The sequence below is a fragment of the Kitasatospora purpeofusca genome (genome assembly GCF_000718025.1).
Taxonomy (GTDB): domain Bacteria; phylum Actinomycetota; class Actinomycetes; order Streptomycetales; family Streptomycetaceae; genus Kitasatospora; species Kitasatospora purpeofusca.
Genome location: NZ_JODS01000044.1, coordinates 1 through 22,774, shown reverse-complemented (window position 1 = coordinate 22,774; position 22,774 = coordinate 1). Strand labels below are relative to the sequence as shown.

The window sequence follows — 22,774 nt, the reverse complement described above, 5'->3', positions numbered from 1 at the left end:
ACATGGACACCCTGCTGCTCGGCAGCCTTCCCCAGGCCACGGTCGAACTCCTTCGCCGGGCCCCCTGGATCGACGAGACCGGCCGCCGGACCGGACAGTTCCAGCTCGTCGACCAAGCCGCGCTGGAGACCGTCCGCCTGCTGATCGTCGCCCCCGCCGGTGACAGCACCGGCCGCTGGTTCGTGCCCGTCATGGAACAGGACCCGGGCCGCGGCGCCGACCGCACACCCGAGTACGACCAGGTGATCGTCCGGGCCCTGCGCGCCGGACTGGACCTGCCCACCCTGCGAGGCAACCGCATCGAGTTCCGCGGCGACCCCGCCGAGTACCGCGGTCAACTGCCGTTCGACCCGGGCTGGTCCTCCAACGCGCTGTCCCTGCTCGACCTCGACGGCACCCCGCACGCTCACAAGACCTACCGGCGCATCGGCGTCGGCACCCGCGAGCCCGAACTCCTGCGGCTGATGGCCGCCGGCGGCCGCACCCAGCAGCCCGCCGGGGACTACACGTACGTGGAGACCGCCACCGGCCGACGCGAACCCCTCGGCGTGCTCTACCGCTACGCCGACGGCGAGGGACTGAACGTCCCCCTGAGCGCCGGGATCCGAGCCATGTGGCCGCTGCTCCACACCGGGGCCGACCCCGAGAGCGCCGTCACCCACTCCCAGCGACCGCTGGTCGCACCCCTGCACGAGACCGGACGCTTCCTGCGCGACTTCCATCACGAACTCGCCGAACAGCTGGGTCCGCACCCGCAGTTCCCGGTCGACAACTTCCTCACCGAGACCGCCGCGCGCACCGACGCCCTGCGCCCTCTGATCCTCGAAGACGCCCGCTTTCCCGCCGCCGTTCGCCGAACCGCCGTCGCCGGTCTGGACCGCGAGCTCGCACGGGTCCGCGCCCAGAGTCCGCAGCCGTGGCCCGCCGGCCCCTGCCACGGCGACCTGCACCTGTCCCACCTGCTGCGCCGGGAGCGCCCGGACGGCAGCTGGGAGCTGTGCGTCATCGACCTGTCCACCCCGGAGACCGACCCGGCGGACCCGGCCACCGCGCAGTCCCCCTGGCAGGACCTCGCCGCCCTCCAACGCGGCCTGGAAATCTTCACCGCCGACGAGCTCGCCGACCACGCGGCCCTCGCACTCGGCATGGAAGCCGACGACACCTGCCGCACCGCACTGCTGCTGGCCGCCGGCACGGACCCCGACACCCCCGGCTGGACCCCCCGGCACATCGCCGAACTGACGCGGCTCGCCGCCGCCGCCCGCCTGTGGGCGGCCCGCACCGGCGACCTTCTGATAACCCAGGGCCGGTCACTGGCGGACCACCCGGCCTGGAGGCTCCTGCGACTGCGCCGCCTCATCCACGAACTCGACTACGCGTACGCCCACGACCGCGCCTACCACGCGGCCATCAACCTGCGGCACGCCGTGGAGGCCGCCGGCCTGCCGGGCACCCGGGCGAAGGACTGACACCCATGCACATTATCGAGACCTACTTCGAGTGCGGCGGCTTCGACCACCGCCTCATCCAGGGCGGCACCTCTGTCTACCTCTGGAACCTCTCCAAAGCACTGGCCGACAAGGGCCACCGCGTCTCCATCGTCACCCCCGCCCACGGCCGCCTGGAGGACCTGCGGCGGCTGCACGACGTGCAGACGCTCGACTACCGGGACGAGTACGAGCTGCCCCTCGTCCTCGACCCGCAGACCTGGGGCGACACCTTTCCCGCCGAGGTACGGATCCCGCTGACCACCACCGCGCACCTGGTGCGCCTGGAAGGCGTCGACCTCTACTTCCTGTCCAACCAGCTGCTCGACGAACTGCCCGACCGCTTCTACCCGCCCTACCAGAGCAAGGGCCACGACCTGGTCTTCTTCAAACCACTGGCTTACCAGGTGGACAGCATCCGATTCGTCCGCCAGCGGTTCGCCGACGACAGGGCCGTCCTGCACACCCACGAGCCCTACTACAGCTACCTGATGCCCGCGGCGTTCCGCCACGACCCGACCAAGCTCGTTGTCGGCACCGTCCAGAGCAACATGCCGATCACCAAGGCCGTCTACGGTCCCAAGGTCACCCGGCTGCTCGACTTCCTCGAGGCCGGCGTCGAGCCACCCGCGGACAACACCGCCCCGCTCGACGAGCACGCGGCCGTCATGAGCAGCTACCAGCAGCTCACCCACCTGCACTACGAGTACGGGCCCGAGCACGTGCGGGTGTACGACCTGGTGGCCGACAACGCCGACCTGATCGACTTCCTCGCGCCCGGACACCGGGACTTCTGCACCGGCTTCGCCGACACCCCGTTCGAGCAGGTCTTCGCGCAGCTGCCGGTCCACGACACGGTGCGCCGAAACGCCCACAAGAGCTTCGTCGGTGGCTGCGCCGTCGGCGACACCTGGACCACCGGTGAACTGCCCGCGGTCGACCGGACCGCCGTACTCGGCGGGCTCGGCCTGGACCCAGCTCTGCCGACCTTCTTCCACAACGCGCGTTGGGCGGTGAACCACAAGGGACAGGTCGAACTCTTCCGCGCCGTCGACCGGGTGCTGAACGAGGGCCTGGCCGCCAACTTCGTACTGCGCTGCATCAGCGACGCGGGAATCGAGGATCCCTACGTCCACGACGTCGTCGAACGGCACAAGGGCCGGATCCACCTGGAATGGCAGCGGGTCGACGAGCGCCGGATCGTCGAGTACGCGGTGTCCTCGGACTTCTGCCTCTTCCCGTCCAAGTTCGAGATGGACACCTTCCTGATCGCCCAGGGCGAGGCGATGGCCGCGGGAGCCGTGCCGATCGCCACCGCCCAACTGGGCATGGCCCACTTCGGCCACATCGCCGACCCGCTGACCGGACCCGGCGCGGAGCGGGCCACCGGCTTCGCCGTCAACCGCTCCTTCACCGAGGACGACCCGCTGCTCGCCGACGCCCTCGCCCGCTGCATCCACCTGGCCGCCGCGCTGCTGCGGGAGCAGCCGGGGGAGTACCGGCGCCTGCGGGCCAACGCGATCGCCAACGCCCGGCAGTTCACCTGGGAGCGTGTCGCGGACCTGCACCTCGCCGCGTTCACCCCGATTTGGGAGGGACACCGTCCGCAGCTGGACGTGGAACTGGTGCTCCGGCATGGCTGGTTCGACCTGCTGCCGGACGAAGCCTACGAGAGCCACCGCACCGCGGTGACCGAGGCTGCCGCCCGACTCGGCGACGCCGCGGCCCACCGGCGCTGCATAGAACCGACCCCGGACACCACCCGGACCCTGTTCGAAACGGCCTGGGACCGCGCCGACTTCGCCCGCTGCGAGCAGACCGCCGGCAGCGACCCGCAGCTGCGCGCCCGCCTCGACGGACGCTGCACCGTCGAGAACGGCCGGATCGTCTACCGCCTCCCGCACGCGGAGCGCGTCGAGCTGGTCCGGTTCGGGCCGGCCGGCCCCGGCCGACGGCAGGTGACGGTGCAGCAGCTCCAACGCATCGAGGACGGTTTCACCGGCCGGATTCCGGACGACGGCCAGGACCTGCACCTCCTGCTCACCCTCACGAGCGGCCGCGCCACCTGGGACGTGATCCGTCATGGCTGAGACAGTGCGGGCCGTCCTGCTGGCCGGCGGCGAGGGACGCAGGATGGGTCGGCTCGGCCACGGCAGGCTGAAGCCACTGGTGCCCTTCGGCGGCTCCTGCCGCCTCGTCGACTTCTCGTTGTCCAACGCCGCAGCCTCCGGGCTCGGCGAGGTGCTGCTGCTCTCGCAGTTCGAGGAGAAGCAGCTGATGGACGATCTGCACCGGACATGGTGGCGCCGCGGATTCCGTGTGCACTTCGGCCCCTACGACAGGGCCTACCGCGACGGCGACACGCGCGAACTCCTGCGCCCCGCCGGGCCGCCGGAACGCGGCACCGCCGACGCGCTGATCCGCAAGGCCCCCTACGTCTTCGGCCCCGACACCTCCGAGGTCCTGGTTCTGCACGCGGACCACGTCTACCGCTTCGACTACCGCCCGCTGATCGAGCAGCACCGCCGCACCCGCGCGGCCCTGACCGTCGCCTACCAAAGGATCGAACGCCGCTTCGTTCACCTCTTCGGCATGGTCGAGTTCGACGCGACCGGGCAACTGACCACATTCGCGGAGAAGCCCGCCGAGCCGACCAGCGACCTGGTCTTCGCCGCGTTCTGCGTCTTCGACGCAGGCGTGCTGCACCGCTACCTGGAGAACCTGGACGGCACCGGCTGGCAGCACGACATCAGCCGCGACGTCATCCCCGCCATGCTCACCGGCGGCGAACGCATCCTCGGATACGAGGTCCCCGGCCACTGGGAGGACATCGGCACCCTGGAGCGCTACCACCTGGCACACCTCGCCATGGTGCAGCGCAACCCGGCTCTGCCCGTGGAGCGGCTGCCACGCACGGTGCGGCCGACCCTCGCACGCGGCCTGGTCACCGAAGCACCCGGCATCCAGGACAGCGTGGTTCCCGCCGACCTGGTCAACGACGGCCTCATCGAGCGGAGCGTCGCCTTCCCGGGTGTGCGGATCGGCGCCGAAGCGGTGGTGCGCCGCAGCGTCCTGCTGCCCGGCGCGAGCGTCCCCGCCGGCATCGAGATCGACTCGGCGATCGTCCTGGAGGACGGCTTCGTGCAGCAGCTGGACTACGCGAGCGGAGGGGTCAGTGTCTGAGCAGGTCTTCACCGTCGCCGACATCGGCGGCACCACCCTGCGGATCGCCCGCTACGGCACCGACACCGGAGCCGTCACCGACATCCACCGCACCCCCACCGAAGGCATGGACCGCTACCCCGGCGCACCGGTGGCCGACCTGCAGAACCGGGTGGTCGAGCAACTGGCCGCACTGGCCGCACGGGCGGTGCAGCGCCACGACAGCACCGCGCTCGCCCTGGCCTTCGCCGGCCCGGTCACGGCCGACGGCCGGGTCATGGCCGCGCCCACCATCTGGGGCCGTCGCGGCGAACCGCTGCCACTGCGCCTGCTCCTGGAAGAGCGACTCGGCCTGCCGGTCGTCGTGGTCAACGACCTGACAGCCGCCGTCTGGCGCTACGCCGCCACCGAGGGCACGCAGCCGTTCTGCCTGATCACGGTGAGCTCCGGAATCGGAAGCAAGGTCTACCGAGCCGGAGAGGTCCTGCTCGACGCCGACGGCCACGGCGGCGAACTCGGCCACTGGACCTGCGACCCCTCCCCGCAGGCACCACGCTGTGACTGCGGCGGCCGAGGCCACCTCGGCGCCGTCGCCTCCGGCCGCGGCATGCAGGCCGCCGCCCGCCGCGCGGCCCTCGCCGCCCCGGCCGACTACGCGCGCTCCCTCCTCGCACATTCCGCACCCGACCCCGAGCAACTCGACAACCGGGCCCTGGTCGCCGCCGTCCGCGCCGGAGACGGATTCGCCACCGAGGTGCTGCGCGGTGGCCTCGCCCACCTCGCCTCCGCGATCAACGCGGTCTTCACCTCGATCGGTGTGCGCCGCTACGTCATCATGGGCGGCTTCGCGCTGGCCGTCGGCCCCCGGTTCGCCGAACTGCTCACCGAGGAACTGCAACGCCTCGGCTGTTTCGGTCTGAGCGCCGAGGACACACGCCGGATGGTCGTCCTCGGCGAGCCCGACGACGACCACGGACTGATCGGCGCAGGCCGGCTCCTGACCGCCCGCAGCATGGCCAGGCAGATCGTGAGCCTGCGATGACCCGCACCCTGATCGTCGGCAGCGGCTTCGTCGGACGCGCCGTGGCCACCCGCCTGGCCGCCGCAGGAGACAGTCCAGTCCTCGCCTCCCGCCACCCGCTCACCGCCCCACCCGCCCCCTGGGTCGCCCTGGACGCGGCCGACGCCACGTCCTGCGCACGAGTCGTCGACCAGGTCCTCCCCGACCGCATCGTGCTCGTGCACGGCCCCTCCGACGTGACCTGGTGCGAGGCGAACCCGCAACGAGCCGCCGAACTGCACACCGCGGCCGCCGCCAACCTCACCGCCGCCGCACCCGGCTGCCGAACCGTGCTGATCTCCACCGACAACGTCTTCCACGGCGACTCGCCCGCCAACGACGAGAAGACGCCCACGAACCCCGCCAACGCCTACGGCCGCGCCAAACTGGCGGCCGAGCGCATCCTCGCAGCAGTGCCCGGCAACACGGTGCTGCGGGTCAGCCTGGTCTACGGCTGGGAGCCGGCCGGGAGCGGGAAGTGGCTCAACTTCTTCTCCGCCTGCGCCCACAACCTGCGCCGCGGCAGACCGGTGGAGGCCCCGCACGACCAGTGGACCACACCCGTGCTGGTCCAGGACGTCGCCGCCGTGACCGCCGCAGTGCTGGTCGGTGGAGCACCCCCGCTGCTCCACCTCGGCGGCCCGGACAGGATCTCCCGGGCCGCCTGGGCCCAGGCCATCGCCGACAGTCTCGGCGCCCCCCGCTCGCTCGTCCTCCAGGTACCCAAAGCCGTCGGCAGGTACGCCAGCCGCCCCACCAACACCTGCCTGACCAGCAACCGGCTGGACAGCTTCCTGGCCCCCCACCGCCTGCAGGTATGCGGCGTCGCCGACGGCATTCGCACCCTGCTGGAGGCACCGTGATCCGCACCCTCCGCTCCCGCCAGGTCTACCGCAACCCGTGGATGACGGTCCGCGAGGACACCGTCGAACGGGCCGACGGCAGCACCGGCCTGTACGGCGTCGTCGACAAACCCGACTACGCCCTGGTGATTCCCCGCCAGGACGACCGGGTGCACCTCGTCGAGCAGTACCGCTACCCGGTGGCCGGACGGTACTGGGAATTCCCCCAGGGCTCCTGGCCCCAGGGCCATCACGGAACGGACCCGCTCGACCTCGCCCGCACCGAACTGCGTGAGGAGACCGGCCTGCGGGCCGACCGGATGACCTATCTGGGCCGACTGCACGTCGCCTACGGCTACTCGAGCCAAGGCTGCCACGTCTTCCTCGCCGAGCAGCTGACAGCGGGCCGGCCCGAGCGCGAGGCCTCCGAGGCGGACATGGTCCAGCGCTGGGCCGACCCGCACGAATGGCGCGAACTCGTCCGCTCCGAACGGATCACCGACACCGCGACCCTGGCCGCACACGCCCTGCTCACGCTGCACACCCCCGGCGCGGTCTGAGACGCGACGACAGAGAGGACCCGACGGTGCACATCGTCAAATTCGCTTTCGAGAGCCTGGGCTTCGACGTCCGCCTCATGCGTGGCGGCCTCGCCTCACTGGTGTGGAACCTGGCCCGCGAGTTCGCCGACCAGGGCCACCGCGTCTCCGTGATCACCCCGGCACACGGCTGCCTCGACCACCTCAGGGCCCACTACGACCTCGAGGAACTCGACCACGCGGACCGGCACACCGTGCCACTGGTACTGGACCCCGACGTGTGGCCCGGACAACCCGCCGAACTCGAACTGCATCTCACCACCCGTGCCCACCGCCTGCGCCACGAAGGCGTCGACATCTATCTCCTGTCCGACGAGTACCTCGACCTGCTGCCCGAGCGCATCTACCCGGCCCGCGCGAGCGAGGGCAGCGACCTGGCCTTCTTCAAACCACTCGTCTTCCAGGTCTCCGGGCTGCGGTTCCTGCGCGCCCACCTCGACCTGGACGCGGAGCCGGCCGTCGTCCAGGCCTACGAGCCCTACTACCACTACCTGCTGCCGCCGGTACTCCGCGACGACCCGAGGTTCCTGGTGGTCAGCACACTCGCCAGCAACATGCCGATCAACCAGCAGATCCACCGCCCCCAGCTGGAACGCCTGCTGAACCTGTTCGACACCACCGCCGACCTGGACGCGCTCGCCGACCGGCCGCCCCTCGGCACCCTCGCCCAGGCGATGGCCGCCCACCTGCCCGCCACCCACCTGACCGAACCCGCGACCACCAACGGCATCGGCTACTTCGCCCTGATCGCAGCCAACTGCGACCTGCTGGACTTCCTCACCCCCGGCCAGCTGGACTTCTACTCCACCTTCCAGGACACCCCCTTCGAACAGGCCTTTCAGCACCTCACCGTCCAACGGATCGTCCGCCAGAGCGCAGAACGCCAGTTCGTCGGCGGCTGCGCGGTGCCCGACAGCTGGCTCGCCCGCGAACCCGCCGACAGCGACCGGGAACAGATCCTCACCGCCCTCGGACTGGACCCGCAACTGCCGACCTTCTACCACGTCGCCCGCTTCTCCCCGCACCACAAGGGACAGGTCGAACTGTTCCGGGCGATCGACACCTCGCTCACCGCCGACCCCGACATCAACGTCATCATCCGCTGCGCCGTCGCCGCCGGCGGGGACAACGTCCTCAGCGCGGTCGGCGACCCCTACTTCCAGGAGGTCGCCGACCGGCACCCCGGGCGCATCCGGCTCGACTGGGCCATGGCCGGCGAGGACGTGCTCCACCAGGAGGCAGTGGCCGCCGACTTCTGCCTCTTCCCGTCGAAATTCGAACTGGACTCCTTCCTGATCGCCCAGGGCCAGCTGATGGCCTGCGGCGCCGTACCGATCGGCACCGCACAGGCGGTCACCACCCACTACCGCCACCACCTGCCGCGCGAACACCCGGACGCCACCGGCTTCGCCGTTCCCCGCTCCTTCGCCGAGGACGACCCGCTGCTCACCTCCGCCCTCACCGAGCGCATCCTGGAAGCCGCCCGGATCCACCGCGAGGACCCGGCCGAGTACCGCCGCCTGTCCGACAACGCCCGCGCCCTCGCCCGCCGCTTCACCTGGCGCAAGGCCGCCACCACCCGCCTGGCGACCTTCGCCGCCGCTGCCGCGGGAGTCCTGCCCGGCCTGACCCCGGAGCGGGCCACCCAGTACGGCTGGTTCACCACCCTGGCCGACACCGACTGGGTCACCCACCGCCGCGAGATCGCCGAAGCCGCGAAGCTGCGGGGCGACCTCACGGCCTACCGCAAGTGCATACCGGACATGGACCGCAACGCCGTGGCGGACCTGTTCGCCGCCGCCTTCGCCAGAGCCGACTTCACCCGCTGCGCCGACCTCGCCACCCTCCTGGACGACCCCGACCTCGTCACCGCGCTCGACGGACGCTGCCGGGCCGAGTGGACCGGCGAAGGCCTGCGGATCGACTACCGGCTGCCGCACGCCGAGAGCGTCCTGCTCGTGCTGCCGTCCGGCGAGCACCGCCTCACCGGGACCGACGGACACTTCACGACCACGCTCGCGCACACACCGGCCGTACCGCTGGCCTTCCTCCTGCAACTGCGCGGCGGCCGCACCGCCTGGGACGAGCGCCCCCTCGACGCCTGCCGGCCGGCCACCCCCGTCGGCGCCGGACTCGAGAGGGACTGACCGATGACCGCACCCGCCCGCCACCGCCCACCACCGTTCGCCGTCGTCGCCACCGACCTGGACGGGACGCTGCTGCGCAGCGACCTCAGCGTCTCCGCCCGCACCCGTGCCGCGCTCGCCCGCGCAGAGGCCGCCGGAGCGCGGCACCTGGTGGTCACCGGCCGCGCCGCGGCAGGCTGCCGCACCCTCCTGGAACGGCTCGACTACCGCGGCCTGGCGATCTGCGGCCAAGGGGCCCAGCTCTACGACGTCGGCGCCGACCGGCTCCTGTCGTCGACCGTACTGCACGCACCCACCGTGCGTCCCCTGGTCGCACGCATCGCCGAGCGGGCGGGACCTTTGAGGCTCGCGGTGGTGACCACAGGGCTGGCCGGAGAGTTCAAGGTCCTGCCCGGCTTCGAGAGCCGGCTGCGGCACGGCTGGCTGCTCGCCGAACAACCGGACGACCTCTGGGCACAACCCGTCGACAAGGTGCTCATCCGGCACGACAACCTGAACGACGACGAACTCGCCGCACTGGCCCAGCAGGTCTGCGCCGATCACGTCACCGTCACCCACTCCGGCGAGGGACTGGTGGAACTGCTCCCGGCCGGTGTCAGCAAGGCGAGCGGGCTTGCCGCCGCGGCCGCCATGCTCGGCTTCAAACCCGACGAGACCCTCGCGTTCGGCGACATGCCCAACGACATCCCCATGATCGAGTGGGCCGGCCACGGCGTCGCCATGGCCAACGCCCACCCCGAACTGCGGCGCCGTGCCGACGAAACCGCACCCAGCAACGAGGACGACGGCGTCGCCGCAGTCCTCGAGCGGCTTTTCCCGGCCGCCGCCGCCGACCCTCCCACCGATCGGCCCACCTCGCACCGGCCAACCAGTACCCGACCCACCACCGACCGACCGGAGAGCCGAATCGATGCCGCCCGCCCGTGACCTGGCCGACCTGGCCGAACTCCACCACGTCGCCACCCACTGGACCACCGACCTCGGACAGCGGGTCGAGACCTCTCCCGAAACCCTGCGCGCCCTACTCGCCGCGCTCGGCGTCGACGCAGCCACCGACAGAGCCGTTCGCGAGGCCCTGACCGAGCGCCGCAGCACCCTCGCCGAGCGGCTGCTGCCCCCCAGCGTCGTCCTGCGTTCCGGACGCCCGCGCAACGACCTGCGAACGGCGCCGAACACCCGACTGCGGGTCGAGACCGAGGAGGGTCTGACCCTGTCCGTCCGCGACCTCGGAAAAGACCTGGCCGAAATCCCGGTCGGCCGCCACACCCTCCACGCCGAGCGGGCGGGCCGCACCGAAGTCGTGCCCCTGCTCGTCGCCCCCACCCGCCTGGCCGGCCCCGCCCGCCGGGGCTGGGGCTTCCTGGCCCAGCTGTACTCGGTCCTCTCCAACCGCTCCTGGGGCATGGGCGACCTCGGCGACCTGGCCGACCTCGGCCGCTGGGCCGGCGGGCTCGGCGCCGACTTCATCCAGCTCAACCCGCTCCACGCCTACGTACCCGGGGCACTGCCCGACCCGTCCCCCTACCGGCCCAGCAGTCGGCGCTACCCCGACCCGATGAACCTGCGGATCGAGACCCTGCCCGAGTACGCCGCCCTGGCGCCAGGGGACCGCGCCGTCGTGGGCGAGCTGGCCGCGCGTGCCGAGGGGCTGCGCGAAGGCGTCCTCACCGGCGGCCTGATCGACCGCGTCGCGGTCCGCGACCTTAAGTTCCGGGCCCTGGAACTCCTGCACCGGGTGCCGCTCGACCCCGTGCGGCGGGCCGCCTTCCGGCGCTACACCGACGCCGAGGGGCCCGGGCTGAGCGACTACGCGACCTGGTGCGCCCTCGCGGAGGTGCACGGCACCCGTTGGCGCTCCTGGCCCACGGGGCTGCGCAGCCCCGACGGGCCCGGCATCGCCGAAGCACGCCGCGAGCTGGCCGACCGCATCGAGTTCCACCGCAGGATCGCCTGGCTGGTCGACGAGCAACTCGGCGAGGCACAGCAGGCCGCGACGGACACCGGCATGGCGATCGGCCTCATGCACGACCTGGCGGTCGGCGTCGACCCCGAGGGCGCGGACGCCTGGACCCTCCAGCACTTCCTCGCCGAGGGCATGACCGTCGGCTGCCCGGCCGACGACTTCAACCCGCACGGCCAGGACTGGGGCCTGCCGCCCTGGCGGCCCGACACCCTCGCCGACGCCGGGTACGCGCCGTTCGCCGACGTGCTGCGCGGCACGCTGCGCAGATCCGGAGCGCTTCGACTGGACCACATCATGGGGCTGTTCCGGCTCTGGTGGGTGCCCGCCGGGGCACGGGCCAGCGAGGGCGCCTACGTCAGGTACGACCACGAGGCGATGCTCGGGGTCCTTGCGCTGGAGGCGCACCGGGCCGGCACGATGGTGATCGGTGAGGACCTGGGCACCGTCGAGCACGGTGTTCGGGAGGAGCTGACGGACCGGGGGATCCTCGGTACGTCCGTGCTGCGCTTCGAGTTCCGGGGCGGGTCGGAGCAGCGCTCCGGGCCGCTCCCGCCCGAGCAGTGGCGTGCCGACTGCCTGGCCACCCTGACGACCCACGACCTTCCCAGCACCGCAGCCTGGCTGGACGGCGAACACGTGGCTCTTCACGCGGACCTCGGCCTGCTCGCCGAGCCGGTGGAGACGGCCGCGGCCGCTGCGGCGGCGGAGCGTTCCGGCTGGCTCGCCGAACTCGACCGGGTCGGGGCGCTGGACCCGCAGGACGGGCCCGCACCCGGGCGGGAGGTGCTGGGCCTGCACCGCTTCCTCGCCCTCACCCCGGCGAAGCTGCTCGGTGTCTGGCTGCCGGACACCGTGGGGGACCGCCGTCCGCAGAACCTTCCCGGCACGGTCGACGAATACCCCAACTGGCGTCTGCCGATCGCCGATGCGACCGGTTCCCCCTTGACGCTGGAGCAGTTGGCCGCCCGGCCGGGACCCCGTGCAGTCTCCGCCCTCTACCAGGACCTGCAGGCCCCGTAACGCGCGGCGCGCCCCGGAACCCTCCCCGACAAAGGCCGACCCACCAACCACTGCAAACATTTGCAGAAAACAGCGGCAAAATCTTGCCATCCGTTTGGTGTGCCTGCTTGACTCCATCTCCACCACGTTGAACTGACTGTCCGTCGGACAACTGCGAGGGGCGGGCGGGAGCCGCGCCGTCGCCCGGCACCCCGGCCGGTGCCCGCCAATGCCGGGGCGCCCGCAGTCCGACAGCCGCAGTCGCCAGGCGTCAAGCCCGAGAGGAACACCCATTGAGTACTGAGACGGACGTCCTCGTCCTCGGAGGCGCCGGGGTCGACACGATCGTTTACGTCCCCGAGCTTCCGCTCCCGTTCGCCGACAGTTACATGGTCCCCAGGATCGAGATGAGGGCCGGCCAGACCGGTGACTTCGTCGCCCTCGGACTGAGCGCGCTGGGCCTGCGTACCCACCACCTCGACATGATCGGTGCCGACCATCCGGGCGACCTGATCCGGGCCCTGCACCGCAACCGCGGGATTCCGCTCACCGATGTCCCTCTGCCGGGGGGAACCAAGCGCGCCGTCAACCTCGTCGGCCCCGACGGCCGGAGGCTGTCGCTCTACGACGACAGCCGCTCCCACGAGGCCGACCGGCTGCCCGAGGACACTGTCCGGGCGCTGGCCGCCGATAGCCGGCACGCCCACGTGTCGATCACCTATCCGTGCGCCTTCGCGTTGCCGCTGCTGCGCGAAGCCGGCCTGACGGTCTCCACCGACCTGCACAACTGGGACGGCGTCAACGCCTACCACGAACCGTTCGCCTACGGGGCGGACCTCGTCTTCGTCTCCACAACGGCCCTGGCCGATCCCGAGCGCACCATGCGCCTGATCGTCGAGCGAGGCCGAGCCCGGACGGTCGTCGCCATGGCGGGCGCTGAGGGCGCCTACATGCTGACCGAGGGAAGGATCACGCACATCCCGGCCGTCCCCCCGCCCACTGCGGTGGTCGACTCCAACGGCGCGGGCGACGCCTTCGTCTCGGGATTCCTGCTCGGGTGGCTGGCCGACGAGCCGGCGGCGCGTTGCGCGCGCTACGGGGCGATCGCCGGAGCGTACGCGTGCACGGTTCCGGCAACGAGCACCGACTCCATCGGCCGCGGCGAACTCCTCGCCCGCGCTGCGGAACTCGACGCGGTGCAGAAGGGGAACGCATGACGGACGACGCGATCGGATACGACACGCTCGTCCTCGGTGGGGGAGTGGCGGGCTGCGTCCTGGCGGCTCGCCTGAGCGAGGACCCGGACCGCACCGTGTGCCTGGTGGAGGCCGGGCCGGACCTCGGCCCCGACCGGAACACCTGGCCCGACGGGGTGCTCAACGCCCGGGCGTTGCCGCGGGAGGAGGTGTGGGAGCGCCACGCCCCCGCCCACCGCATCCGCGCACGCCTCCTCGGCGGCTCGTCCTGCATCAACGGCTGCTGGAACACCTGGGGCTCCGAGGCCGACCATGCCGCATGGGCCCGCCGAGGAGGCCCGCGCTGGACGGCGACAGCGATGGAGCCTTACCGCCTCGCGGCCCTCTCCCAGATGGGCATGTCCCAGGCTCCGGAGAGAGAGTTCTCCCCCTGGAGCACGTCGGCCCTCGCAGCGGCCGCGGAACTCGGCTACAGCCAGGTGGACATGGGCACCCCCGGCGGCCCTGGCTACGGGACCCCCCTCCTCAACGCTGTCGACGGGGTCCGCCACAACGCGGCGTTCGCTTACCTCGACGAGGCGCGGCCCCGACCCAACCTCACTATTATCGGCAACGCCACCGTGGAACGGCTGGACATCCGCGGCGGCCGCGTCCGTGGCGCCCTGGTCGAGACCGACGGCCGCCAACGGACACTCCTCGCGGACAGCTACCTGCTGGCCTGCGGCACCTTCGGCTCGCCCGCCCTCCTCATGCGCAGCGGAATCGGCCCCGCGAACCACCTCCTCGACCTCGGCATCCGATCCGAAGCCGACCTTCCCGGAGTCGGATCGAACCTGGTCGACCAGCCCGGCGTCTTCGTGCCGCTCCAGCCCACGGACGAGCTGAACGCGGCACTCGCCGCCAAGGAAGCCGACGGCGACCTGTACGTCAGCCGCATGCTGGTCAGAGCAGCCAGCGAACTCTGTCCGGTCGGCTCCTGGGACCTCCACATCCTGCCCGTCGCCGGACCGCCGCTGTTCGGCAAACTCCCGCCGGGCCAGTACGAGGCCGGCATCTCCGCCTTCGTGATGAACCCGGCCTCACGCGGGACCGTGAGACTCACTTCGGCGGACAGCGCCACGCCCCCGCAGATCGACCCCGGCTTCCTCACCGACGAGGACGGCCACGACCTCGCCGTCCTGCGCTCGGGCCTGGAGATCGTCCAGCGGATGGCCGCGACCACGGCGCTCAAGTCGCTGGCCGCACCCGTACAAGGCCAGCCTGCCCACCACCTGTCCGACCAGGACCTGCGAGCCCGCCTCGGAACCTACTGGCACCCTGTGGGCACCTGCGCCATGGGCACGGCTGACGATCCCCTGGCCGTGGTAGACGGTGAGGGCCGGGTTCGGGGCACGACGAACCTGCGCGTCGTCGACGCCTCCGTCCTGCCGACCGTCCCGGCGGCCAACACCCAACTGCCGGTCCTCGCTGCCGCGGAGATGCTGGCCGACCTGATCCGGGGCGAGCGGTGACCGGAACAGGCGTCGGCAGAGTGCTGTACGGCTGCATGGGACTGGGCGGCACGTGGGACGACAACCCCTACACGGCCGCGGACGTCCGCCACGCCGAGGCCGCGATCGGCGCCGCACTCGACGCCGGGATCACCGCGTTCGACCACGCCGACATCTACCGACACGGCAAGTCCGAAGCGGTCTTCGGCGAAGTCCTGGCAGCCTCACCCGGCCTGCGCCAGCGCATCACCCTGCAGACCAAGTGCGGCATCCGCCTGCCGGGCAACGGGCGGCCCGGCCACTACGATCTGCGAGGACCCAGCATCCTTCGGCGCGTCGAGGAGAGCCTGACCCGGCTGCGCACCGACTCGCTGGACGTTCTGCTGCTGCACCGTCCCGATCCGCTGGCCGGACCGAAGGAGATCGCCGAAGCCCTCGACTCCCTCCACCGGCAGGGCATGGTGCGCCGCTTCGGCGTCTCGAACATGAGCGCCGCACAGATCGCCCATGTCCAAGCGCACCTTGACCTCCCGCTGGTCGTCAACCAGCTCGAAATGAGTCTGCACCGCCGCGACTGGGTTGAGGCCGGAGTCCTGCTCAACACCACGGCGGCCACCTCCAACGGCTTCCCGCACGGGACGCTCGAGTACTGCTCCGCCAACGGGATCGCCCTGCAGGCCTGGGGCGCCCTGGCCCAGGGCCGGTTCACCGGGAGCGAACCGAACCCGGCCGGGGAACTCGTCCGCCGGCTCGCCGCCCGCAAGTCCACGACACCCGAGACGGTCCTCCTGTGGTGGCTCCAACGTCACCCGGCCGGCATCGCACCGGTCATCGGCACCGCCAGGCCCGACCGCATCACGGCCTGCCGCGACGCGGTGCGACGCGAACCCGAGCTCACCCACGAAGAGTGGTACGAGCTGTGGATAGCCGCCCGCGGCACCCCACTGCCCTGAATCCCCCGTACCCGGTACGGCCCGCAGCCCCACCGGCGGGCCGTACCGAACCGGCCCGCCCCCGAGCACCGCAGCGCCGTAGGAGAGACAGCCGTGACCGCAAGACCGGCACCGATGACCGCATCCTCGCCCGGATCGCTGCAGTCGGCCCGCTTCTGCATCGCATTCCGCTGCAACTCGCCCTGCGGCTACTGCAACGTCTGGCAGGACGACAAGTTCATCCGGATCGTGCGTGACCATGACCAGGGAAGCGCTCTGCTCGCGTGTCACGACGCATCCCACGGCGACCCGGTGCCCCTCGATCCGGCCGGTGATCTTGCTGCGCTCGCCGAACCGGTCGACGGCTTCGGCCGCACAACGCGGTAGGCAACCCCCTACGACCCCACGGCGCGCTACGTCCGCCACGGTCACATCATCAGCTGGAAGGGCTTCGCCGCCCATGTCACCGAGACGTGTGCTGCCGACAGCGTCAACGTGATCACGGACGTGGCCACCACCTCGGCCGCCACGAACGACGGCCAGGCCCGGCCCGGCATCCACACCCGCCTGGCACGCCGCGAACTGCTTCCCGACGAGCACCTGGTCGACGGCGGCTACACCTCCCTCGTCCACCTCGAACGAGCTGCCCGCGAACACCAGGTCACCGTCGGCGGGCCCCTGCCGGGCAACCCCACCCGCCAACACCGCAAGAACGAAGGGTGCGACCGCGACGACTTCCACATCGACTTCGACCGCCGACAGGTCACCTGCCCGAACGGCCAGGTCAGCGCCAGCTGGCACGGCCCCTACCCGACCTCCTCATCCACCGCGGACCCCTGATCGTGGCACGGTTCACCAAGAGCCAGTGCCAGCCGTGTCCCGACCGCCACCGCTGCACAAGCTCCAGCGACGCCCGGAATGTGGGTTTTCCCCCGCGAGAACTCCGCGACCTGCAAATCCGCGTCCGTGCTGAGCAGCAAACACCGGACTGGAAGGCCCGCTACGCGGTCCGCTCCGGCATCGAGGGCACCATGAACGAGTTCGCCCAAGGACACGGCATGCGCCGCTGCCGCTACCGAGGCCAGCCGAAAGCCCATGCAACACGTACTCACAGCCATCGCCGTGAACATCGAACGACTCAGCGGCCGGCCCGTCACCGAGGGAGCCCCCTCGCCGAGACCGCCGACCGCCTTCCAGACCTTCCTGGACGAGAACGACATCCCCCGCACGAAGTCCTGGCGCACCCTCGGCACTTGAGCCCCGTCGTCCAAGATCCCCGACAGAGTCAAGCTCAAGGAGTGGTCGGTGCGCTGGGTGCTCCTGCACCTGATCGAGGAGATCGCGCGGCACGGGGGCCGTGCCGACATCATCCGCGAGAGTATCGACGGCGCCACCTACCCGCTCCATGCCGCAGCCGAGCGATGGCCCGACCCCTGGTTCCAGCCGTGGGAGCCTGCACACCCCGGCGTGCTCCGACCCACACGGCGTTTCGCCTCCGGCGAGACTCCTGAGGTCTCGCCCGGTACTTCCCGGAGGCCGCGCGGCCGGTTCCCTGGCTCATCGCGGCGGCGTGAGCACACCGCCGGCCCGCGTCCGGCGGCTCGGGAAGTGGCTGCGGGTCTCCTGCCGGGCACCAATGGTGCCCGGCAGGAGACCCGCTTCTTTCAGTACGGTCCCGCTCGGCGACGGGGCCAGGGCGGCTTGCCGTCCGGGTGACGGCGCACGGCAGCCTGTGGGGTCAGCTGCGCCAGGCGTCGGTCAGGGGGATCCTGCCAGTGGCGGGGACGGTGGCGGTGCGGTTGGCGCCGGATTCCCAGGTGACGTTCCCGGCGGCGTCCTTGCGGATGTACTTGTACTCGAATGCGGTGCCGGCGGGCAGGTCGAGGGCGAGCTTCCACACGGGGTAGGCGGCGGGGTCGAGCTTTACCGCGCCCGAGGAGGCCCAGTTGCCGAGGGCGGTGGTGTTGCCGACGACGTAGATGTTCTGACCGGGCACGGTGGTCGCGTTGACGGCGAAGGAAGCGCCGGCAGTGCTCTGGGGTGCGTCGCAGGGGTTGCCGGTGCCGACGCTGCCGCCCTTGACGGTGATGTTGCCGGTGCCGAGTGTGTAGTCGGCGGAGTTGTTGTTGTCCCAGGTGCCGGCACCGTTGTTGAAGGAGGCCTTCAGGCCGGTCGCGGTGTTGAGGGCGACGGTCTTCTTCACCCAGCCGGCGCAGGCCGGCTCCATGGCAGCGCCGGGAGCCACGGTCCAGGAGCCGCCGTCGGGGCGGAAGTGGATGTTGTAGGCGGGCCAGTTCTTGTCGGTGCTGTAGTAGACGGTGGAGGTGTTGGTGCCGTCGGGCTTGGTGCCGCCGCCTGCACCGACGTAGAGGGCGATGGAGTCGTTGGAGCCCACTGTTGCGGTGAACGTCCCGTCACTGCCGACGGTGTAGGTGGTGCCGGTGCATCCGCTGCCGGCGGTCGGGCTTCCGTGCTGGACGTCGCAGTAGGTGCCGGCGGGCAGCGAGGTCTGGAAGGTCCGGGTGATCGCGGCGCCGCGGTTGATCGTCACGTAGGCCCGGTCGCCCCGGCCGAAGCCGATGGTGTTGTCGCCGTTGTCCCACCAGTTGGTGATGGCCGTGTCGCCGGCGGCGTTGCGGAAGCCGACCATGTTGGCGATCTGGGGCCAGGCGTGCTGGCACTCCCAGCCTTCGGTGTAGCAGGAGTTGACCGTGCCGCCGTTGGGCGCGCCGGCGTCGCGGTTGGAGAACTGGTAGCCGGAGTGCACGGACGGGGTGCCGTAGGGGTGGGCGAGCATGAGGACGTGCGCGAGGGTGTAGGCGGCGCCGTCCTTGTAGTTGAGCGAGGACCCGTTGCGCTCGGTGTCGTGGTTGGTGACCATCGTGCCGGCCTTGCCGGACGACATGTAGCCCCACGCCTCGCCGAAGTTCTTCAGGTAGGAGAGCTTCTCGTTGGTGAAGATCCGCTTGAGGTCGGTGGTGTAGCGGAACTCCTGGACGTCACCGACGCCGAGGTACTCGCTGGGGGAGACGGCCTCGCCCCCGCCGAAAATGGCTTCCTGGACCCAGTAGGCGTCCGGCCGGGTGAGCCTGGAGCGGATCGCCGTGAGGTCGGAGGCGGGAATGTGCTTGACCGCGTCGACGCGGAAGCCGTCGGCGCCGAGGGACAGCAGGTCGTTCAGATAGCCGGCGATCTTGTCGCGGACGGAGTCGCTGCCCGTGTTCAGGTCCGACAGCGACGGCTGCCCCGGGTCGCCGAGCTCGCACTCCTGGACGTTGTAGCGGTCCGCGTAGTTGCTGCCGATGGGGCGGCGGCAGCTGTGGAAGTCGCCGTCCTGGAAGGTGCCGGGGTAGTTGTACTTGGTGTACTGGGTGCCGCCGGTCCCGGTCCCCGAGCCCGAGGTCATGTGGTTGATGACCGTGTCGACGACGACGTCGACGCCGGCCGCGTGACAGGTGTTCACCATGTCTCGGAACGCGGTGCGGTCGCCAAGCGGTCCCGCGATCCGGTAGCTGACGGGCTGGTAGCCGGTCCACCAGGCTCCGCCCTGGATGCGCTCCTGTGGAGGGGAGACCTGCACGTAGCCGTAGCCCTTCGGGCCGAGGGTCCGGGTGCACTCCTGCGCGATCGAGTCGAACTTCCACTCGAAGAGGACCGCGGTGACCTTCTTGCCCTCGCGGCCGACCGGTGCCGCGGACGCGGACTGGGCCGGCGCCGACAGGGTTGCTGCCATGCTCAGGGCCAGGCCGAGTCCGGCCAGTGAGGCGACGGCCCGGCGCGATGTGCGCTTGGGGGGAGTGTCCAACGTGGCTGTGCTCATCTGCTCTCCTCCAGGTGGGGGTCCCCGGGAGATGGGGCGAGGGGGACCGGAAGGGGTAGCGCGTCCGGCATCGGCGTCGCCGGAAGGAAGCCTCTGTGAAATATTTCTGAAACTTTCAGTGCGCGCCGCAACCATAGGACCACCACAGATGCCCGTCAATGCCTCCGCATCACAACAAGTGCACAGTGTCGGCGAGTTGATCGGTCCACGCTAAGTTCGGGTCAATGCAACAGGCCCGTAGCTGCCGCCGGCGGGTACGGGCCTGTTGGTCTGGGGGCGGGCAATGGGGGAGGGGCAGTCGACGAGCTCCCCGCGACGGTGCATGAGGGCGGCGCTCGCGCCCGCTGCCGGCGATGCGGAGGCAACGCCGCTTGCGCGGCGGCCGCCCACGAGGCGAACGTCTGCGTGCCTGCGCACGCCGCGACCTGGTGGGTATGGTCACCAGCGACGTCGGGTGCCGGGGCGGCGCGAGGAATTGCGGCCAGTGCGAGCCGCTGGCGCAGAGCGGCTCGTCGCCGCCGGTGCTCCGTGCGACCAGCTCGTCGAACTCGCGGCCGACTTCACCCAGGGGGCTCATGGCTCGGTACGGTGATCATGCTGGCACCCGGGCGCCCGGTCGGCATCGCCGCGGTCGTTTTCAGGTCCTGTTGTCGTGGAGCGGCGGCTCCTCGGGCCGCACCACACGGCTGCTGATCCCCATGGGGTGGATGCGCATCCAGGTCTCCCGGTCGCCCCCGGGCCAGGGGTCGGGGTCGGCGTGCAGGCCGAGCCACCGTTCGGCCTCCTCGTCGTGGACGATCCGGACGATGCCGTTGACCAGAACGCTCCAGCCGGTGGCGAAGACCTCGTCGAGTTGGTCGACCTCGAAGGCGACATCGCCGCCCTCCGCCTTCGCGAGAGTGTTGTCCGCGGTGATGCGGAAGACGATGGTGGCGTCCAGCACACGGTAGTTGACGGGGAGGGCCACCAGCTCGCGGGGGCCGACAGAACGACCCGGCCCACGCCGCCGGGGCACAGCATGCCCCAGCACGTGGCCGGGCTCAGTTTCTCCGACCGGACCCGGGCATCGGCGGGCGGACCCCACCGGATGCCTTCAAGGCGTTCAGTGGTTCCAACGGCGACGTCTCCATCGCCAGCTACGCCGGACTGCTCGGCGCCGGACTCACCCACCCCTTCTGGATCGCGCTCCAGCTGACGGCCATCGGCTCGCTCGGGGCGGCCGCCGTCGCCGCGGACGTCGAGTCCGGAACCATCGAGCTGCTGATGACCCGCCCGGTCTCCCGCCGGCGCCTGATGGCGGAGCGGACGGTCGCCCTCGCCGCCGTGTCCGTCCTGCTGAACGCCGCGGCCACCGCGACGGTCGCGCTCGGCGTCGCGCTCTCTCCGGACCTGTGGGCCGCCGTCCCGGTCGGCGGGGTGCTCGCGGCGGGGCTGCTGGGGTGCGGCGTCACCCTCTGCCTGACCGGACCCGTGCTGGCGGTCTCGGCCGCGAGCCGCAGCCGGGCGTACGTGGTGGGGGCCACCGTCGTCCTCGGCGCGGTCGGCACACCGCCACGGGCTTTATACGACTCATACGTGTTTCTGACAGATCCTTGGCGGGCCAACCGGAGAACACCGGCCGCCCGATCCGCCGTGGCCGCCGTGCTCAGGGTTGCTCGCCTGTCTTGCTGTGATCAGAGGGCCCAACCGGTCAGCGCGGCAACGACCCCGAGCGCACCGGCACCGAGGAGGGTGGAGACGACCCCGCGCCCCGCGGCGAGGAGCCAGAGCGCAGCTGCGCCGAGGACCCCGTACTGCCAGGCGTGCTGCAGCACCAGAGCGAGCGGGACGGCGGAGCCCGCGATGGCGCCGATCACCGCCGGGCCCGCGCCGGTGAAGAACCCCTGCACCCGGGCGTCGGCCCGGATCGCGTCGAACCGGGGACCGCCGAGGATCACGAAGAGGAACGAAGGGGCGAAGGCGACCGCGGCGGCGAGCAGGCCGCCGGGGACACCGGCGGCGGCGTAGCCGACGACGGCCACGGTCTGCACAACTGGTCCCGGAGTGATCTGGCCGAGGGCGACGGCGTTGAGGAACTGGCCGTCGGTCATCCAGTGGTAGTGCTCGACGGCGTCGGCCTGCATGAGCGGGATGATGACGAATCCGCCGCCGTAGGACAGCGCCCCGACCTTGAGCGCGACCCACGCCAGCGCGAGCAGCCCCCCGGCAGCGGGAACGGCGAGCGCGAGGGGCACCGGCCAGGCGAAGGCGCGGCCGGGCTCGGTGGCCGGCCAGGCGCGGATCGCGGTCTCGACGAGGCCGCAGGCGACGAGGACCAGGACCAGCCACGGCCCGGTCAGTGCGGCTGCTACCGCCCCGGCGAGCGCGTACGCGGCCCAGCGGGCGCGGGCCGGACGGGCGGTGCCGGCGCGCCGCCAGCTTCCTGGGACCAGCGCGGTGGCCGCCTGCACCGCGACAGCGGCGACCGCCGCTCCGGCACCCGCGGCTGCGCCGCGCACCCACAGCGGCGGGCTGCCGGCGAGGAACAGCGCGGCCAGGGCGAGGATGAGAGCTAGGCCGGGCACGATGAAGCAGAACCCGCCGACCAGGGCGCCCGCAGTGCCGCGCAGCCGCCAGGCGGTGAGGATCGCCAGTTGGGTGGAGGCCGGGCCGGGCAGCAGGTTGGTAGCGGCGATGCCGTCCTCGAACTCGGTGGCAGCGATCCAGCCGCGCCGCTCGACGCACAGCTGCCGCAGGAGCGCCATGTGGGTGGGCGGGCCGCCGCCGGCGGAACAGCGCGGGTGCCCTGCGCACGACGGCGGGTGCCCGCGGGAGGCGTCGCGGGCCCTGGTCCCGCGGCGCCGCCGCCGGACCACCTGCCGGGGGCCGCGGTGTCGAAGGCCGGCCCCCGCAGCGGCACTCCGGGCTGTTGCGGCCCGCTCCCGCGGAGGGCGTCACCGGCCGGTTCGCCTCGCGGCCCTCGCGGCCCGGCGGACCCGGGCCGCGCGGGCCCGGGGACCGTGGCGTCGCCGAACCGGTGGCGCCGCTGCCGAGGGGCCGGCCCCTGACCGCGGAACAGTTCCGCGGCGCGCACCGGC

General features: G+C 71.6%; 18 protein-coding genes and 3 pseudogenes. 18 read left to right on the top strand and 3 right to left on the bottom strand.

Going from position 1 to position 22,774, the window contains the following annotated elements; genetic code table 11:
• The first annotated feature begins 2 nt into the window (after nt 1-2).
• From IF01_RS0137475 to IF01_RS49445, 17 genes and pseudogenes are all read left to right on the top strand, one after another.
• A complete protein-coding gene (locus IF01_RS0137475) occupies nt 3-1,469 on the top strand; it encodes a phosphotransferase (RefSeq protein WP_030398107.1) in 1,467 nt (488 codons plus the stop codon).
• A 5-nt stretch (nt 1,470-1,474) separates the two neighbouring features.
• Nucleotides 1,475-3,577: a glycogen/starch synthase gene (locus IF01_RS0137470; RefSeq protein ID WP_030398106.1), complete on the top strand. Its 2,103-nt coding sequence runs from the start codon at nt 1,475-1,477 to the stop codon at nt 3,575-3,577.
• Entirely contained in the window at nt 3,570-4,670 is a 1,101-nt protein-coding gene (locus IF01_RS0137465; protein WP_030398105.1) for a sugar phosphate nucleotidyltransferase, read from the top strand. The genes IF01_RS0137470 and IF01_RS0137465 overlap by 8 nt, the downstream gene beginning before the upstream one ends.
• Nucleotides 4,663-5,691: an ROK family protein gene (locus IF01_RS0137460; RefSeq protein WP_030398104.1), complete on the top strand. Its 1,029-nt coding sequence runs from the start codon at nt 4,663-4,665 to the stop codon at nt 5,689-5,691. The genes IF01_RS0137465 and IF01_RS0137460 overlap by 8 nt, the downstream gene beginning before the upstream one ends.
• Nucleotides 5,688-6,572 (top strand): sugar nucleotide-binding protein, encoded by an 885-nt coding sequence (locus tag IF01_RS0137455; protein WP_030398103.1) that lies wholly within the window; start codon nt 5,688-5,690, stop codon nt 6,570-6,572. Before IF01_RS0137460 ends, IF01_RS0137455 begins: the two co-directional genes overlap by 4 nt.
• Nucleotides 6,569-7,111: an NUDIX domain-containing protein gene (locus IF01_RS0137450; protein WP_244215755.1), complete on the top strand. Its 543-nt coding sequence runs from the start codon at nt 6,569-6,571 to the stop codon at nt 7,109-7,111. The genes IF01_RS0137455 and IF01_RS0137450 overlap by 4 nt, the downstream gene beginning before the upstream one ends.
• Nucleotides 7,112-7,137: 26 nt before the next feature.
• The gene (locus IF01_RS51260) at nt 7,138-9,297 is read left to right on the top strand and encodes a glycogen/starch synthase (RefSeq protein ID WP_051756951.1); all 2,160 of its coding nucleotides are present in this window, start codon (nt 7,138-7,140) and stop codon (nt 9,295-9,297) included.
• 3 nt (nt 9,298-9,300) lie between these two features.
• A complete protein-coding gene (locus IF01_RS0137440; protein WP_063764402.1) occupies nt 9,301-10,224 on the top strand; it encodes an HAD family hydrolase in 924 nt (307 codons plus the stop codon).
• On the top strand, nt 10,208-12,280 hold the full coding sequence (gene malQ / locus IF01_RS0137435) for a 4-alpha-glucanotransferase (protein ID WP_051756949.1): 2,073 nt from the start codon (nt 10,208-10,210) through the stop codon (nt 12,278-12,280). Before IF01_RS0137440 ends, malQ begins: the two co-directional genes overlap by 17 nt.
• A gap of 272 nt (nt 12,281-12,552) precedes the next feature.
• A complete protein-coding gene (locus tag IF01_RS0137430) occupies nt 12,553-13,476 on the top strand; it encodes an adenosine kinase (RefSeq protein WP_030398098.1) in 924 nt (307 codons plus the stop codon).
• Nucleotides 13,473-14,966 (top strand): GMC family oxidoreductase, encoded by a 1,494-nt coding sequence (locus IF01_RS0137425; protein WP_030398097.1) that lies wholly within the window; start codon nt 13,473-13,475, stop codon nt 14,964-14,966. Before IF01_RS0137430 ends, IF01_RS0137425 begins: the two co-directional genes overlap by 4 nt.
• Nucleotides 14,963-15,898, top strand: a complete 936-nt coding sequence (locus IF01_RS0137420) for an aldo/keto reductase (RefSeq protein WP_244215754.1) — start codon at nt 14,963-14,965, stop codon at nt 15,896-15,898. The genes IF01_RS0137425 and IF01_RS0137420 overlap by 4 nt, the downstream gene beginning before the upstream one ends.
• A 114-nt stretch (nt 15,899-16,012) precedes the next feature.
• Nucleotides 16,013-16,264, top strand: coding sequence for a hypothetical protein (locus IF01_RS42940; RefSeq protein WP_037782663.1), 252 nt, complete (start codon nt 16,013-16,015; stop codon nt 16,262-16,264).
• A 108-nt stretch (nt 16,265-16,372) separates the two neighbouring features.
• The gene (locus IF01_RS50590) at nt 16,373-16,717 is read left to right on the top strand and encodes a hypothetical protein (protein WP_244215753.1); all 345 of its coding nucleotides are present in this window, start codon (nt 16,373-16,375) and stop codon (nt 16,715-16,717) included.
• A gap of 2 nt (nt 16,718-16,719) precedes the next feature.
• A pseudogene (locus tag IF01_RS50585) lies at nt 16,720-16,917 on the top strand (transposase); the annotation flags it as partial.
• An 82-nt stretch (nt 16,918-16,999) separates the two neighbouring features.
• Nucleotides 17,000-17,134: a hypothetical protein gene (locus tag IF01_RS51255; RefSeq protein WP_279617293.1), complete on the top strand. Its 135-nt coding sequence runs from the start codon at nt 17,000-17,002 to the stop codon at nt 17,132-17,134.
• 15 nt (nt 17,135-17,149) lie between these two features.
• Nucleotides 17,150-17,272, top strand: a pseudogene (locus tag IF01_RS49445) (mycothiol transferase); the annotation flags it as partial.
• A gap of 343 nt (nt 17,273-17,615) precedes the next feature.
• Here IF01_RS49445 and IF01_RS0137410 read toward each other — a convergent pair.
• Both IF01_RS0137410 and IF01_RS42930 read right to left on the bottom strand, forming a co-directional pair.
• Complete coding sequence (locus tag IF01_RS0137410) at nt 17,616-19,610, bottom strand: carbohydrate-binding module family 20 domain-containing protein (RefSeq protein ID WP_106981263.1); 1,995 nt, start codon at nt 19,608-19,610, stop codon at nt 17,616-17,618.
• 724 nt (nt 19,611-20,334) lie between these two features.
• Nucleotides 20,335-20,664: a pyridoxamine 5'-phosphate oxidase family protein gene (locus IF01_RS42930; RefSeq protein WP_051756947.1), complete on the bottom strand. Its 330-nt coding sequence runs from the start codon at nt 20,662-20,664 to the stop codon at nt 20,335-20,337.
• A 98-nt stretch (nt 20,665-20,762) separates the two neighbouring features.
• Between IF01_RS42930 and IF01_RS51660 the strand changes: the two are divergent.
• Nucleotides 20,763-21,158: pseudogene (locus tag IF01_RS51660) on the top strand (ABC transporter permease subunit); the annotation flags it as partial.
• Nucleotides 21,159-21,370: 212 nt separating this feature from the next.
• Here IF01_RS51660 and chrA read toward each other — a convergent pair.
• On the bottom strand, nt 21,371-22,552 hold the full coding sequence (chrA, locus tag IF01_RS0137395) for a chromate efflux transporter (protein WP_078880656.1): 1,182 nt from the start codon (nt 22,550-22,552) through the stop codon (nt 21,371-21,373).
• Nucleotides 22,553-22,774: the final 222 nt, after the last annotated feature.

Excerpts from the sequence above, each read along its gene's own strand:
- IF01_RS0137465 (WP_030398105.1), top strand. The coding sequence starts at position 3,570 with ATGGCTGAGACAGTGCGGGCCGTCCTGCTGGCCGGCGGCGAGGGACGC.
- IF01_RS0137410 (WP_106981263.1), bottom strand. The coding sequence starts at position 19,610 with ATGGCAGCAACCCTGTCGGCGCCGGCCCAGTCCGCGTCCGCGGCACCG.
- IF01_RS0137455 (WP_030398103.1), top strand. The coding sequence starts at position 5,688 with ATGACCCGCACCCTGATCGTCGGCAGCGGCTTCGTCGGACGCGCCGTG.
- malQ (WP_051756949.1), top strand. The coding sequence starts at position 10,208 with ATGCCGCCCGCCCGTGACCTGGCCGACCTGGCCGAACTCCACCACGTC.
- IF01_RS42940 (WP_037782663.1), top strand. The coding sequence starts at position 16,013 with ATGACCGCATCCTCGCCCGGATCGCTGCAGTCGGCCCGCTTCTGCATC.
- IF01_RS0137475 (WP_030398107.1), top strand. The coding sequence starts at position 3 with ATGGACACCCTGCTGCTCGGCAGCCTTCCCCAGGCCACGGTCGAACTC.
- IF01_RS0137440 (WP_063764402.1), top strand. The coding sequence starts at position 9,301 with ATGACCGCACCCGCCCGCCACCGCCCACCACCGTTCGCCGTCGTCGCC.
- IF01_RS0137470 (WP_030398106.1), top strand. The coding sequence starts at position 1,475 with ATGCACATTATCGAGACCTACTTCGAGTGCGGCGGCTTCGACCACCGC.
- IF01_RS0137425 (WP_030398097.1), top strand. The coding sequence starts at position 13,473 with ATGACGGACGACGCGATCGGATACGACACGCTCGTCCTCGGTGGGGGA.